Origin of the sequence: Micromonospora sp. NPDC049175 (assembly GCF_043197345.1) — a bacterium.
Lineage (GTDB): Bacteria > Actinomycetota > Actinomycetes > Mycobacteriales > Micromonosporaceae > Micromonospora.
Genome location: NZ_JBICSY010000005.1, coordinates 456,792 through 471,493, shown reverse-complemented (window position 1 = coordinate 471,493; position 14,702 = coordinate 456,792). Strand labels below are relative to the sequence as shown.

Here is a 14,702-nt window from a genome sequence, read left to right as displayed (position 1 = left end):
TTTATTCCGGCAAGCCGCCCGATGGTGGGTGAACAGGGTGCCGTTCAGAGGGCGGGGCCGGCGTAGCGGCGTCCGTCGAGGTACGGCCACGGGTTGACCCGGCACCCGTTGAGGAAGAGCGTCTGCTGCATCATCACCGGCGCCGGCCGGCCCGCGCCCGGGCAGCGCTCGTGCCGGTGCCCGAGTTGGTGACCGACCTCGTGGTTGACCACGTACGTCCGGTAGACGTCAAGCGGCACGCGAGCCGAGACGAGATGCGGCACGGACAGCCGCCACCGGTCCAGATTGATGATCACCTGGCCGGGTGCCCGGCAGGAGGTGTACGGCCGTCCATCGATCCGGATGTCCACCCCGCCGTCGGCACACATCCGACCCGCCGTGCGGGCGGTCGCGAGGTAGACGGTGAAGTCGCGAGGCGCGTCCCCCGGCACCTGCTGCAGCCGCAGCCTGCCGCTGTCGACCCAACTGCCCGGCCCGGCGAGCGCCACCTGGACCGCCTGCGCGAAGTCCGCGGCGACCTCGTCGCTGCCCGACTCCACCGCGACCCGGTACCGCCGCAGCTCACCCGCGCGACCCAGCACGGGGCCGGAACGGGCGTCGTAGCCAAATCTCCCGGTGCCGGCGCTCGGGACCGCACCGGGCGCCCGCAGCACCGGCGACGGGCTGGGCCCGACCGAGGCGGAGGGCGACGGGCCGACCGACGGCGGCAGCGGCGCGGCCACCAGCGGCGCCAGCGTGCCGACCTCGTCGGCGGCCAACCGGTCGGCGCCGGGATCCCCGCCCGGCCCCTCGGCGATCACGATCACCGCCGCGCCGACCGCCACCACCACCGCCACCAGTTGGGCGAGCAGAGCGAGGCGTCGCTGACGGCGACCGGGAAGGTGGACTGAGCTGGGCATCCAGGTCAGCCTGCCAGATCGGACCGCCTGGCGGTGTCCTCCGTTTCGGCGAGCAGGCCGACCACCGCCCGGGCGACCAGGCGGGGCACCTCCAACTGCGCCACGTGACCGACGCCGTCGAGCATCATCAACCGGCTGTCCGGGATGACACGGGCGGTCTGCGGAGCGACCCGCACGTCGACAAGGCGATCCTGACGGCCGCCCACCACCAGGGTCGGCGCGCGCACCGCCGCGGCGAGCCGCCACAGCGAACCCGACCCCGGCAGGTACGCCCGCAGGAAGCTGGAGACCAGTCCGCGGAACGTCCGGACGTACGCGGCGGCATAGTGCTCCGCCTCGTACCGCACCCGGATCTCCTCCAGCGCCTCGGCCCGACGCTGGTCGCAGATCCGGCTCAGGTCGGCGACGCACGCCTCCAGCACCTGCTGGGCCATCACCTCGGGGGCGAGCTGGGTGAGGTGCCGGGCGACCAGCCGCTCACCCCGCGGGATGGCCAGCACCGGCAGCATGCGCCCCTGCAACGAGCGACGGAAGTCGAGGAACGGCAGGGCCGGGGAGATCAGGGTGAGGGTACGGACCAGGTCCGGCCGGAGCCCGGCGACCTGCACGGCGACCGCACCGCCCAGCGAGTTGCCGAACAGGTGCACCGGGCCCCGACCGGAATGCTCGATCCAGCGGACGACAAGATCCGCGAAGGCCGGAATGGTGTAGCGGGGCCCCGGCTCACTGCGACCGAAGCCGGGCAGGTCGATGGCCTGACCGTCCAGCCGGTCGGCGAGCAGCCCGGCCAGGTCGGTCCAGTTCTGCGACGACCCGCCCAACCCGTGCACGTACAGCGCGGGTTCCGCGCCGGCGGCGGTGGCCGGGGTGTCCCGCACGTACGTGCCCAGGCCGTCGAGGCGGACCTCCCGGCCCGGCCAGGGCGGTGGGACCTGATGATCGGGGAGCAGATGGTCGGGCCAGAGGGTGGCGCTTCTCATCGGTCCAGTCTGCCTCGGACCACTCAGGACAGCAGCGCCTCCAGCCGACGGTTCACGGCGGCCAGGGTCGCCCGGACCACCGCCTGCCGGGGATCGCCGGCGACCAGAGCCGAGCCGGCGAGTTGCTCGACCCAGCCCGCACAGACGAGCAGCACCACCACGGTGGCCACCTCGCAGTTGCCGAACGGCACCACCGCCGCGTGCTCGACGAAGCAGCGCCCCCGCTCGGCGTTGTCGGTGCCCCGCAGCAACTCGTCCACCGCGGCCGCCGCCGCCACCGCGCAGAGCCGCAGCACGTAGCCGTCCACCGCCGGCCCGGTGGCGTACCCGGAGGCGCTGTCACCGTCGGCCAGCAGCCGGACCTCCACGTTCGCGTCCAGCCCGAACGTACTCACCTGCACGTGGTCGATCACCACCCGCGGGCCCGGCACGCCGCCAGTGTCCAGCGGTCGGGACGGTGCCGACTCCGTCGTGGTCACCTGACCACCGGAGTACGACGTGCCGAGCGTGGCCGGGCTGCCGGTCGCGGCGCCGGCCGGCGCGGCCGAGACCGATCCCGGCTCCTCGACGGTGGCGCGACCCCGGTGCGGCGCGTTCGGCCGGCGGCGGCGCGAGGCGTCCGTGCCGGTCCACTGCTCCGGGCCTGCCGGTGTGGCCTCCGCCGGGGCGCCCGACGGACGACCCGACGCCGTCGGCTCGGCTGCCCGGATCTCACCGGTACGGGAATCCGGACCACCGTCGCGCGGAGCCGCGCCTGGCGACTCCGCCGTACGCCGCTCGGCAGGTCGGGGCTCGGCCAGGCGTCGGCGCACCGGCGGGGGTGGCGTGCTGGGCAGGCCGGGCACGTTCTGCGGGGCGGCGGCCAGCCCCATCCGTTCCTGCAGCAGCCGGGCCACCTGTCGGCTCACCTCGGCCGGGTCGGCGCCGTCGGCCAGGTCCAGGCGCAGGCTGTGCGCCCCCGCCGGGGTACGGCGCAGCGCCGCGTCACGGACACCGGCGACCTCCCGAACGGCGTCCAGGATGGCGTTGACGTCGAACCCCTCGGGGCGCTCCCGCAGTGGGGCTGGTTCGTCGTCACGGCGAAGGTGGGTCGCGATGCGGGCGAGCTCCGGGGTTTCGGCGGGTGGCTCCACGGCTGGCGGCTCCGGCACGATGGGCACGTCCGGTTCCGCGGGGACGCGCTGCGGCAGCACCACCGCCCTCGGGTCTGGTTGCCTGCCGTCGTCGGCCGGCTCGGCCGACGACGTCGGGTCGGGGGCGGATCGGCGAGCCGCGTAGGGCGAGGTGGAAGCGGCTGCCGGCCGGTCCCGGCGCCCGGACCCGCTCGTGGCGGAGGGCGGAACCGCCCCGGTGGAGGAGAACGCCGTCTCGGCGTTCGTCCGCGCCGCCGTGCGGGGTGCCTCGACGATAGGCGGCCCGGGCGGTTCGGGTGTCGCCGGCCGGAGCCGGAATGGCCCGATCGGACGGGGCGGCCCGGACGTCTCGCCCGTCTCACCGCCGCCGGCCGCGCTCGTCGACTGGCTGGCCGGCCAGGACGGGCGCTCGGCAGAGGCGGCGGGGATCCGACCCTCGGACCAGTCCGGCCGCTCGGCCGGGGAGTTGCTCGCCGTCGAACCGCCGACCCACGAGGGGCGCTCCGCCACCAGGGGCGGGCCCGCAGGGGCCGGGGGCGCGTCGGCCAGCGTGGGAGGCGGCCCGGCCGGTGCCGGAGGTGGCGCGTCGGCAGGTGTGGCTCCGGAGACCCAGGAGGGCCGCGTCGGCGGGGCGCTCGTCGGCGTCGGGTCGGACCCGCCGGCCCAGGACGGCCGCCCTGGCGTCGGGCTGCTCGGCTCGGGGGCGGACCCACCGGCCCAGGAGGGGCGTACCGGCGGGGTGCTCGTCGCCGCCTCGGACCCACCGGCCCAGGACGGGCGTACCGATGGGGCACTTGTCGGCGTCGGGTCGGACCCGCCGGCCCAGGACGGCCGCACCGGCGGCGCACTTGTCGGCGTCGGATCGGCTCCCCCGGCCCAGGACGGCAGCGGCGGCGCCGAGCTGGTCGGCCCGGGGTCCGACCCCCCGGCCCAGGGCGGACGGTCGAGTCGGGGCGCACCGGACCCGGCCCAGGACGGACGGTCGGCCGGCGGGCCGCTTGTCGGCGTCGGACCACCGGCCCAGGACGGACGATCGGCCGGCGGACCACTTGTCGGCGTCGGACCACCGGCCCAGGAGGGGCGCTCGGCAACCGGTGGTGTCAGGCCTGACGACGGCGCGGGCGGCCCACTGGTGGGGGACGCGTCCGCGTCGACAGCCCGGGGCGCGACAGCCGGCGGGGCGGCCCAGGACGGGCGATCCGACGGCGGCGAGCTGATCTGCTCGGTGGGACGCACGGGCGCGGCCTCGGACCCGGACTCACCCCGGTTGACGTCGTACCCGCGGGGCGGATCGGCACGCACCGGCTCGTACGGGCGGGGCGACTCGGCGCGCACCGGCTCGTACGGCTGCTGTGGCTCGGCGACCCAGCCCGGCGCGGGCTCGTCCCGGGACGGAGGGCCGGCCGGCTCGTCGTCCGGGCGGGACCAGGGCGGCGCCCACCCGCCGGAACTCGGGCGGTTCCAGTTCGGCCCCGACCAGTCCGGCTCGATGGCCGGCGACTCCCCCGCCCGCTGTGCATCAACTGGTCGGGAGGTGTCCGGGGCGCGCTGCGGCTCGGTGGCGTCGGCGTGCCCGGCCGGCCCTGGTGGGCGGCCGGGCGCTGCCGGCTGCTCGGGTGCGAGCGGGTCCCGCCAGTCACGCGGCGCGGCCGGGTCGTCGGCGGCCAGCCGCTCGCTTGTCGGCGCGCGGAAGCCGGGCGGCACCTCGAAGCCCGACGCGGCGGTGCCGACGGGCGGCACCTGCACGGCCGGTGGCGCGGAGGTGGGCAGGCCGGGCTCGGCCCAGCGAGCGCGGTGCGCGGCGGCCGGATCGACGGTGGAGCGTGGGGCACCGCCCCGGTCGGGCTCGCCGACGCCCTGCTCCTGCGGCGGCACGGGACGTTGCGCGGGCACCACCAGCCGGTCACCGGACGCCTCGGGTCGACCCTCGGCGGGCAGCCCCGGCGGTGCGCTCACCGGCGCGGCGCGGCCGGCGGGCGGTGCGAGGCCGGGATGGCGGACGCCGTTGGCGTCGTCCGGGTGGTGCACGCCGTTCGTGTGGTGGCCGTTGGCGCGGGTCGGCGGATCGAGGTCACCCGGCAGCCCGACCAGGGGCGCCGGCAGGTCGCCGTGTCGGGTGGACGAGGTGCGCCAGCCGGCCGCGGGGTCGGGTTGCCAGCGCGGCGCCTCGTCCCGGGCATCCTCGCGATCGGTGGCTCGGGGCCACCCACCCGCCGGGGGCGCCCACCCGCTGACGGAACGGCCCGGGTCGTCGTGCTGACCCGCTCCGTCACCGTGCTCTCCCGGGGTGGCGGCTCCGGGTTGCCCTGTTTCACTCACCGCGCGCTCCTTGGTCGCCCCCGCTGAGGCTACCGTGTGCCGAGAGTGGCGATAAGTTACAGCGGCGGGCCATTTCCACGACGGGGGTCACGGGCCTCGCCCGGTCTGGGGGGAAAATGCCGGCTCGTACGGAGAACTCGGAGGATCCCATGACCGCTGCGGGGAACGGTGCACAGACCGCTGGCCGGCCCACCCGCCTGCCCCGCTCCGCGCGCCGTAAGCAGCTTCTGGCTGCGGCGCAGGAGGTGTTCGTCGCGCAGGGCTACCACGCCGCCGCGATGGACGACATCGCCGAGCGGGCCGGGGTCTCCAAGCCGGTGCTCTACCAACACTTTCCCGGGAAGATGGATCTCTACCTGGCACTGTTGGACACGCACTGTGACGCCATCGTCGCTCAGGTGCAAGATGCGATGCGCGGCACCAGCGACAACAAGGAGCGGGTCGGCGCGTCGGTGCGGGCGTACTTCGACTTCGTCGACCACGAGAGCGAGGCGTTCCGGCTCGTCTTCGAGTCGGATCTGCGCAACGACCCGGCGGTGCGGCAGCGGGTGGAGCGGGTCGAGCAGGGCTGCATCGCGGCGATCACCGACACCATCATCTCGGACACCGGGGTTAGTCGGGCCCACGCCGAGTTGCTCGCCTCCGGGCTGGTCGGCGCGGCGGAGACGGCCGCGCAGTTCTGGCTGGCCGGTGGACGCCAGGTGCCGAAGGCCGAGGCCGAGGCACTGGTGGCCGCGCTGTCCTGGCGGGGCATCGCGAGCTTCCCGCTGCAAGGTGAGTCAGCCTGACCGCCGACCCCGTGATCGGATAGCCTTCCCAGGGCGGTTCTTTCGCCCCAGTTGAGGAGGCACAGTGGAGGTCAAGATCGGCGTGCAGTACGCGCCGCGTGAGCTGGTAGTGGACAGCGCGCAGTCGCCGGCCGAGATCGAGCAGATCGTGACCGACGCCTTCGCCGGTGACGGCGGCACGCTCTCCCTGACCGACGAGAAGGGCCGGCGGATCATCGTTCCGGTCGAGAAGGTCGCCTACGTCGAGATCGCCGAGGCGTCGTCCCGGGCGGTCGGCTTCACCGTCCGCTGACCGGTCCGGCCATCGCGGCAGGCAGTCCTTCGACCACCTGCCGCGGGCCGGTGCCGTGCTCGACGGTTCCGGCGGGCACCGACCCTCCGCGCGGCGTTGCGTCCACGAACGGCCGACACCGCGCCCGGCACGGCCCGTCCGGTTCCCGCGCACCGCTCGGATGACGTCGCACCACCCCCGTCCGGCCGGGACGCCCGCCGCGCTGTTCAGCGCGCGCCGGTGACTCGCGCGGGGTACGCCCCAGCGGCATATCTGTGACACAGGTCACAATCCCCGCCCCCGCGTGTCGCCTGGCCGACCGGGAATCGGGACGAAGCCATGCCTGTTCAGGTAGCATGGAGCAGTTGCCGTGGGCGCCGATCTGATCGAAGCTCAGCCCGCGGCGCGCGTGCGGCCCGGTCCGGCTCGGCAATCTGCCGCCGACCGTGTGGCCCGCGTCATACCGAACGCGCCCTGAGGACATGACGGGCGCACCCACGAGAGGGCACCCCCACATCCACATGAGCGACCTGACTCAAGATTTGCTGGACGGCCAGGAACTGGCCCCCACCGCCCCGGTCCGACCGGAGGCCCCCACGTTCGCCGCACTCGGCGCCCGCGCCGAGACCGTCGAGGCCCTGGCCTCGGCCGGCATCACCCGCGCCTTCGCCATCCAGGAGTACGCGATCCCGATCGCGCTCCGCGGCGTCGACCTTATCGGTCAGGCGCCCACCGGCACCGGCAAGACCCTCGGCTTCGGCGTACCGCTGCTGGACCGGGTCTTCGCCCCGGGCGAGGGCAGCGACGGCGTCCCCCAGGCGCTTGTCGTCGTTCCCACCCGTGAGCTGGGCATCCAGGTCGCCAAGGACCTGGCCGCCGCCGGCCGGACGCGGGGCGTCCGGGTGCTGCCGATCTACGGCGGCGTCGCGTACGAGCCGCAGATCGACGCGCTGCGCAAGGGCGTGGAGATCCTGGTCGGCACCCCGGGCCGACTGATGGACCTGCAGAAGCAGAAGCACCTCCGGCTGGACCGGGTGCACGCGCTCGTCCTGGACGAGGCCGACCGGATGCTCGACCTGGGCTTCCTCGACGACGTCGAGAAGATCCTGGCGATGCTCCCGGAAGACCGCCAGACGATGCTCTTCTCGGCCACCATGCCGGACCCGATCGTCACGCTGTCCCGGCGCTTCCTGCGCCAGCCGATGACGATCCACGCCGGGCACACCGCCGAGACCGGCCCGTCGCCGCAGACCCAGCAGCTGGTCTACCGCACCCACTCGATGAACAAGGTCGAGGTGGTGGCGCGCATCCTCCAGGCGGAGGGTCGTGGGCTGACCATGATCTTCACGCGGACCAAGCGGGCCGCCGACCGGGTCGCCGAGGACCTCGACTTCCGCGGCTTCGCGGTCGCCGCGGTGCACGGTGACCTCGGCCAGGGCGCCCGCGAGCGGGCACTGCGCGCCTTCCGGGCCGGCAAGATCGACATCCTGGTCGCCACCGACGTGGCGGCCCGTGGGCTGGACGTCACAGGCGTCACCCACGTCATCAACTACGACTGCCCGGAAGACCAGGACACCTACACCCACCGGATCGGTCGTACCGGCCGGGCCGGCGCGACGGGCGTCGCGGTGACCTTCGTCGACTGGGACGACATGCCGCGCTGGCGGATCATCGACAAGACCCTCGGTCTGGAGATGCCGGAGCCGCCGGAGACGTACCACACGTCGCCGCACCTCTACACCGACCTGCACATCTCCACCGAGGTCAGCGGCACGCTGCCCACCGCCGAGCGCACCCGGGCCGGGCTGTCCGCCGAGATCGAAGAGGATCTGGGTGGCACGACCCGCTCCCGCCGGGGCGACAGCGGTGGCCGGGGTGGCCGACGCGGGGAGAGCCGCGGCGAAGGCGGCCGAGGCGAGGGCCGCGGCGAGCGCCGTGGGCGAGGTGACGGTCGTCGGGACCGGTCCGACTCCGGCACCCCGGCCGTCGCCGAGGCGCCCGTCGCCGACGCGACCGAAGAAGGCACCCGTACCCCCCGGCGCCGGCGTCGCCGCCGTGCCGGCGAGGCGGTCGTGGGCGAGCCGACCGCGGTGATCGCCGCTGACGCCGGCCCCGCCGAGCCGGCCGCAGCGTCCGACGGCGAGCCGTCGAAGCCGCGCCGCCGCCGTCGCCGCCGTGGTGGCGGTTCCGACGCCGGTACGCCGGCCGAGGCGACCGCCGACTGACCACCAGCCACACCTGACATCCCCCGCACCGCCTCAAGCGGTACGGGGGATGTTCCCTTCTCCCACCCCACCTGCCGGGAATGGAACGATGCCGGAATCACTGGAAGCCGCCCTGACCGAGGTCCGGGCGTTGCTGCTCGACCCCGCGCTGACCCGGGCGGTTGCCGCCGGACGTCGCCGCGGTCGCCGCCCCACCGTCGCGCGGGCCGAACTGCGGCCGGTGACGCTCAAGGCCGGGCCCCGCATGCAGATCACCACGTCTGACGGCGCTCGCCCGTACACCCGCAACATCGCCTCCGGTCCCGACGCCGCTGCGGCGGTCGACGAACTGCTGGCCGAGCCGTTCGGCAACTGGCACGTCGAGACGACCGCCGCGACGCTGCAACTACGGGTGACCAAGTCCGGTGAGGCGCAGGTGCACCGGGCCGCGACCGCCCGTCCGGCGGCGACACCCGCTGGCAATGACCGGGCCAAGGAATATCTGCTCGACCCCGGTGACCCGATCTTCGCCGAGATCGGCGGCTCGGCGGCCAAGCGCCGCCAGGTGGACGCGTTCCTGCGCGCTCTGGCCGCGACCCTGCCCGACGAGCTGGCCGGTTCGCTTCGGGTGGTCGACCTGGGCTGCGGCAACGCCTACCTGACGTTCGCCGCCTACCGCTACCTGACGGGTCGTGGGCTCGACGTCCAGTTGGTCGGCGTGGACGTCCGCGAGGACCAGCGGCGGCGCAACACCGAGCTGGCGCAGCGGCTGGGCTGGGCCGACCAGATCAGCTTCGTGGCCGGCACGATCGCCGACGCCGTCGTCGACCCCGCCCCCGACCTGGTGCTGGCACTGCACGCCTGCGACACCGCCACCGACGAGGCACTGGCCCGCGCGGTGCGCTGGGAGGCCCGCTGGGTGTTGGCCGCACCGTGCTGCCACCACGACCTGGCCAAGCAACTCCGCGCCCATCCCGCCCCGGCCCCGTACGAGTTGCTGACCCGGCAGGGCATCCTGCGCGAGCGCTTCGCCGACGTACTCACCGACGCGCTGCGGGCCGGACTGCTGCGGGCGCACGGCTACCGGACCGAGGTGGTGGAGTTCGTGGACTCCCAGCACACGCCCCGGAACCTGCTGATCCGCGCCCGCCGCACCGGCGCCGAGGCGACCGGGACACAACACGAGGAGTACCGCGAGCTGGTGGACCAGTGGCGGGTCACCCCCCGGCTGGCGACCCTGCTGGCCGCCGACGGACAGCCGACGGATCGGCAGCCGGCGACGTAGTCGGCAGCCGGCGACGGGATCGGCAGCCGGCGACGGACCGGCAGGCGGCGACGTAGTCGGCGCCTGGACGGCGGCTAGCGACGCCCTTCGCCGCTGCCGCCGCGATCCCGGCCGGTGCGCTCGCCGGCGCCACGGTCGAGGACTGTCACCCGCTCACCACCGCTGCGCTGGCCGGCCCATCCGCCGTCGGCCGGCGCGGTGGGGAACGGCACCACCTTGCCCACGCTCTCGGCGTTGCCGGCGGCCGCGAAGGCGTTCCAGGAGATGTCCACAAGCAGCTTCTTCATCTCCGCGTGCCGGATGGCCGCGTTGTGCTGCAACGCCATCCGGGCGCCCAGCACCACGCCGACAAGCGTGGTGGTGATCGCGCCGGTGGCCGCCAGCACGTGTTGGCCGGTCGCGGAGTCGGTGCGGAGCACCAGGACCAGCAACCAGATCCAGAACCCGGCGGCGAAGACGCCGGCCTTGGCGACGAAGAAGAGGCTGACCGCACCGGGCTGGTACGGCTGGGGGCGGCTCGATTCGGCCATGGTGCTCCTCGGCGGTGGTCCGGTCGAACACGGCTGGCATGCGGACGCCACGCCGGGGACGGGCACCGAGCCTAGTAGAAGAACGATGATGATCGCTCGGTGCAATTTTCATTCTGCACAGACGCTGCAGAGAAAGTCTCGTCCACGGGACAGTTTGTGCGCTCAGTCAATTGTTTCGGGCCCCCGGCGTACTACCCTCGAAGGCGCATTGTCCCGGTGTTCCGGCAGGGGGAAAGACACGCAGGGATGGGATCAGCCGACGCAACACCGCAGATGGCCTTCGCCCGCTTCGTCCGGCGCGCCATCGACGACGCTCGCGACGAACGTGGCTGGACCGTGACCGATCTAGCCGCGCACACAGGTGTGGGTCGGTCCACCGTGTTCCGCTGGCTGGCCGGTGACTGGCAGGACTATCCCGAGTTGGCCAAGGTGCGCGGCTTCTGCGCCGCACTGGATCTGCCGGTCGCCGCCGCGTTCCGCGCGCTCGGCCTGCCCGACGCCGGCCCCACGCCCCGCCGACGCCACGACGAAGGCCCGGTCGAGGCCGACGTCCGCGCCATCCTGGACCGCCTGGCCGACCCCACGGTCCCCGCCGAGGAGAAGCACCACATCCGCGACCTCCTCCGCTACCTGGCCCGCCGCCCAATCCGCCGCGCCGGCTAACCCCCACCCCACCCCCACCCCGCCCCGTCCTCGCCCCGTTGATCATGAGGTTATTGCCACCGGCAGCGGCGTGTCGGGGCAATAACCTCATGATCAACGGAGGCGCGGGGGTGGGACTAGGGGACAGATAGGGTGAATTCGGCCGTGTGGACCTCGGCGTTGACCTGGAAGTCCAGGTAGAGGCGGTAACGGCCGGGGCCGGGGGTGGTCAACCAGAACGTGACCTGGCCGTTCACCAGCTCCGGCTCCGGGTGCACGTGCAGGTAACCGAGGTCGCCCTCGCGTAACGCCACCAGGTGCCCATACGCCCCGAGGTAACGCTCCAGCGGGGCGGCACCGCCGGCCCCGTCGATCCGGAAGGTCAACGGCACGGTCGTCCCGGCCTGCGGGGTGCCCTGGTAGCCGACGGTGAACCCGTCCACAGTCGTCGAGGTGGCCGGCGCGGGCAGCGACCGGGGCTGGTAGTCGCCGGGCGCGACCAGGTCCGCGCCGAGGGTCACCGCCGTCTGCGCGCCGTTGTCGGCGACCACTGTGAAATCGGCGTACGCCCGCCAGACACCGGGCTGCGCGAGGGTCAACGGCACCGACCAGGTGCCGTCGGCTGCCATCGTCGGGTGCAGGTGCTGGTAGCCGGTCAGGTCGCGGCGGACGACGATGAGATGCATCGGCTTGTCGTGTACGACCGCGAAGCGGGTCACCGGCCGGCGCTGCGCGTCCCGCACTTGGAAGCGGAGCTGACCGGGGCGACCGGCGGCGAAATCGGCACCCAGCGGGGCCAGGGTGAACCCGGCCGAGCTGACCGCCAGCCCGCCCGGCTCGGTGGCCGCGCCCTGATCGGTGCTCGTGGTGGTGCCGTGGCTGTGCGGCCCGGTGCCCGGGGGGTCGGTGTGCTCGGCGGCCAGGGACGGGCCGCCGGTGGTGGTCCCGGTCGCGTTCACCCGGCCGAGGCCGAAGCCGAGGAGCACCGCGAGCACCAGCCCGCCGACCACCAACGCCAGCCGCAGCGTGCTCCGGTCCGGCGCGGCAGAGACCGGGCCAGACACCACGACCCCGCCGTGCCCCTGGTCGGACACCACTGCCCCGCCGGGGACCGGATCAGAGACCGTCGCCCCGCCGGGGACCGGGTCAGCCGCCACCGCCGCGTCGGAGACCGGGGCAGCCATCGCCCCGCCGGAGACCGGGGCAGCCGCCACCGCCGCGTCGGAGACCGGGGCAGCCGCCACCGCCGCGTCGGAGACCGGGGCAGCCACCGCCTCGTCGGGGACCTGGTCAGGCACCACCGGCACGGCGGCGGGGTGCTGGTCGGTCATGCCGCCCACCGTACCGCCGAGTCGGACCACCCCAGGCTGACGCCCGGACGGCGTGGCGACTGTCGCATTCGCCGCAGCCCGGGAACTTTCCCGCACCGACGTGCGCGGTGCGGTCCGCCGGGGTGCTGGCGGGTCAACCGGCCACGGCGAGGGCGAGCGGAAGCACGTCGGGTGCGCCCGCCCGGCGCAGGGCTCGGGCCACCAAGGTCATCGTCCAGCCCGAGTCGACCAGGTCGTCGACGAGCAGCACCGGGCCGTCCAGGCCGGCCAGGGCGTCGGCCAGGTCGGCCGGCACGGTGAACGTGTCGTGCAGCGCGCGTACCCGTTGGGCGCTGTTGCCGCGCGGCCCGGCCGGGCCGCCCGGACCGGCCGGGGTGACCTCGCCGAGCAGCGGCAGCCGGCCCACGGCGGCGATCCGCTCGGCCAACGAGCCGACCAGCCGAGGCCGTCGCCGGGAACCGACCGCGACCACCCCCACCGGCCGGCGCGGCCACGGGTCGTCGCCGTGCGCCCACGCCTTCAACACCTCCAGCACAGCGCCGGCGACGTCGTCGGGCACCGGCGCGTCCGACGCCTCCGGGCCGACGAGATCACGCAGCCGGCCACCCCAGCCCAGGTCGGAGAGGCGCCCGACGGCCCGGCCGGGAAGCGCCTGCTCCGTGGGGGCGATCCGGCCCTTGAGGGGTACGCCCACCGCGTCCAGGCCGGTCGGCCAGAGCTTCTTGGGGGCGATCTCCACGCCGGGTCGGCCCAGGAACGTCTGCGCGGCGGCGAGCGCGGCCGTCGACACGTCGGCGGCGAAGAGCGGGTCGGCGCACCTGTCGCACCGCCCGCAGTCGGCCGCCCCGGTGTCGTCCAGGCACTCCCGTAGATACCGCATTCGGCAGTCGGGTGTGGTCGCGTACTCCCGCATGGCCTGTTGCTCGACGGTGCGCGCCTCGGCGACGCGCCGCAACCGGGCCTCGTCGTAGACCCAGGGCTCGCCGGTGGCGAGCCAACCACCGCGCACCCGGCGGACCGCGCCGTCCACGTCGAGCACCTTGAGCATCAGCTCAAGCCGGGTCCGGCGCAGGTCGACGAGGGGTTCGAGGGCCTGGGTGCTGAGCGGGCGGTCGGTGTGCAGGGCGGCCAGCACGGCACGCACCTGCTGCTCCGGAGGGAACGCCAGCGAGGCGAAGTAGCGCCAGATCGCGGCATCCTCGACGCCGGGCAGCAGTAACACCTCGGCGTGCTCGACGGCGCGGCCGGCGCGGCCGACCTGCTGGTAGTACGCGATCGGCGAGGGCGGCGCGCCCAGGTGGACGACGAAGCCCAGATCGGGTTTGTCGAAGCCCATGCCGAGGGCGCTTGTCGCGACCAACGCCTTGATCTTGTTGTCGAGCAGATCCTGCTCGGCGGCCCGCCGGTCGGCGTCCTCGACCTGTCCCGTGTACGAGGAGACCGGATAGCCGCGGGAGCGCAGGAACTCCGCCGTCTCCCCCGCCGCCGCCACGGTCAGCGTGTAGACGATGCCCGAGCCGGGCAGCTGGTCCAGGTGGTCGGCGAGCCACGCCAACCGGTGCGCCGGGCTGGGCAGGTCGAGCACGCCGAGGCGCAGCGACTCGCGGTCCAGGGTGCCGCGCAGGACGAGGGCGTCACCCAACTGCTCCGCCACGTCCTGGGTGACCCGGGTGTTGGCGGTGGCGGTGGTGGCCAGCACGGGCGTGCGCTCGGGCAACTCGGCGAGGAACGTGCGCAGCCGCCGGTAGTCGGGCCGGAAGTCGTGCCCCCAGTCGGAGACGCAGTGCGCCTCGTCGACCACCAGCAGCCCGGTGGTCGCGGCCAGCTTCGGCAGCACACCGTCGCGGAAGTCCGGGTTGTTGAGCCGCTCCGGGCTGATCAGGAGCACGTCCACCGCACCGGTCTGGATCTCGGCGGTGATCTCGTCCCACTCGTCGAGGTTTGCCGAGTTGATCGTGCGCGCCCGGATGCCGGCCCGCGCGGCCGCCTCGACCTGGTTGCGCATCAAGGCCAGCAGCGGAGACACGATGACAGTCGGGCCGTGCTCGCCGCCCTCCCGCAGCAGGGCGGTGGCCACGAAGTAGACAGCCGACTTGCCCCAACCGGTGCGCTGCACACAGAGCACCCGCCGCCGGTCGACGACCAGGGCTTCGATCGCCCGCCACTGATCCTCGCGCAGCCGGGCGTGGTCGCCGGCCAGCCGACGCAGCACCGCCTCGGCCCGCTCCCGTACCGCTGCCCGCTCGTCGCCCATCCGGCATTTCTACCAGCAACGGGAGACATCCCTCCCCGTCGCGCCCTGTGCGGGTCGCCTCACTCG

General features: G+C 74.4%; 11 protein-coding genes. 5 read left to right on the top strand and 6 right to left on the bottom strand.

Features of this window, described 5'->3' with window-relative positions; all coding sequences use genetic code 11:
* Nucleotides 1-44: 44 nt before the first annotated feature.
* Genes ACGFH8_RS22440 through ACGFH8_RS22430 form a run of 3 tightly spaced genes read right to left on the bottom strand, consistent with a single transcriptional unit; the run spans nucleotide 45 to nucleotide 5,331 of the window.
* Nucleotides 45-899, bottom strand: coding sequence for a DUF3152 domain-containing protein (locus tag ACGFH8_RS22440; RefSeq protein ID WP_393370099.1), 855 nt, complete (start codon nucleotides 897-899; stop codon nucleotides 45-47).
* A gap of 5 nt (nucleotides 900-904) precedes the next feature.
* The gene (locus ACGFH8_RS22435; RefSeq protein WP_393370096.1) at nucleotides 905-1,879 is read right to left on the bottom strand and encodes an alpha/beta fold hydrolase; all 975 of its coding nucleotides are present in this window, start codon (nucleotides 1,877-1,879) and stop codon (nucleotides 905-907) included.
* 23 nt (nucleotides 1,880-1,902) lie between these two features.
* The gene (locus tag ACGFH8_RS22430; RefSeq protein WP_393370094.1) at nucleotides 1,903-5,331 is read right to left on the bottom strand and encodes a hypothetical protein; all 3,429 of its coding nucleotides are present in this window, start codon (nucleotides 5,329-5,331) and stop codon (nucleotides 1,903-1,905) included.
* Between the two features lie 149 nt (nucleotides 5,332-5,480).
* Between ACGFH8_RS22430 and ACGFH8_RS22425 the strand changes: the two genes are divergently transcribed.
* From ACGFH8_RS22425 to ACGFH8_RS22410, 4 genes are all read left to right on the top strand, one after another.
* Nucleotides 5,481-6,119 carry a TetR/AcrR family transcriptional regulator gene (locus ACGFH8_RS22425; RefSeq protein ID WP_110563158.1) on the top strand — a complete coding sequence of 213 codons (639 nt, stop codon included), beginning with the start codon at nucleotides 5,481-5,483 and terminating at the stop codon, nucleotides 6,117-6,119.
* A 64-nt stretch (nucleotides 6,120-6,183) separates the two neighbouring features.
* Nucleotides 6,184-6,411 carry a DUF3107 domain-containing protein gene (locus tag ACGFH8_RS22420; protein WP_393370091.1) on the top strand — a complete coding sequence of 76 codons (228 nt, stop codon included), beginning with the start codon at nucleotides 6,184-6,186 and terminating at the stop codon, nucleotides 6,409-6,411.
* A gap of 500 nt (nucleotides 6,412-6,911) precedes the next feature.
* Nucleotides 6,912-8,615 (top strand): DEAD/DEAH box helicase, encoded by a 1,704-nt coding sequence (locus ACGFH8_RS22415; RefSeq protein ID WP_393370088.1) that lies wholly within the window; start codon nucleotides 6,912-6,914, stop codon nucleotides 8,613-8,615.
* A gap of 88 nt (nucleotides 8,616-8,703) precedes the next feature.
* The gene (locus ACGFH8_RS22410) at nucleotides 8,704-9,879 is read left to right on the top strand and encodes a class I SAM-dependent methyltransferase (protein WP_393370086.1); all 1,176 of its coding nucleotides are present in this window, start codon (nucleotides 8,704-8,706) and stop codon (nucleotides 9,877-9,879) included.
* 74 nt (nucleotides 9,880-9,953) lie between these two features.
* On the opposite strand, the gene ACGFH8_RS22405 is transcribed toward ACGFH8_RS22410, so the two are convergent.
* Nucleotides 9,954-10,409 carry a hypothetical protein gene (locus tag ACGFH8_RS22405; RefSeq protein WP_393370083.1) on the bottom strand — a complete coding sequence of 152 codons (456 nt, stop codon included), beginning with the start codon at nucleotides 10,407-10,409 and terminating at the stop codon, nucleotides 9,954-9,956.
* Nucleotides 10,410-10,655: 246 nt separating this feature from the next.
* Here ACGFH8_RS22405 and ACGFH8_RS22400 point away from each other — a divergent pair, with 246 nt between their 5' ends.
* Entirely contained in the window at nucleotides 10,656-11,072 is a 417-nt protein-coding gene (locus tag ACGFH8_RS22400; RefSeq protein WP_393370080.1) for a helix-turn-helix domain-containing protein, read from the top strand.
* 116 nt (nucleotides 11,073-11,188) lie between these two features.
* On the opposite strand, the gene ACGFH8_RS22395 is transcribed toward ACGFH8_RS22400, so the two are convergent.
* Together ACGFH8_RS22395 and ACGFH8_RS22390 are read right to left on the bottom strand one after the other, a co-directional pair.
* Nucleotides 11,189-12,382, bottom strand: a complete 1,194-nt coding sequence (locus ACGFH8_RS22395; RefSeq protein ID WP_393370079.1) for a hypothetical protein — start codon at nucleotides 12,380-12,382, stop codon at nucleotides 11,189-11,191.
* Between the two features lie 133 nt (nucleotides 12,383-12,515).
* Complete coding sequence (locus ACGFH8_RS22390) at nucleotides 12,516-14,636, bottom strand: RecQ family ATP-dependent DNA helicase (protein WP_393370076.1); 2,121 nt, start codon at nucleotides 14,634-14,636, stop codon at nucleotides 12,516-12,518.
* Nucleotides 14,637-14,702: the final 66 nt, after the last annotated feature.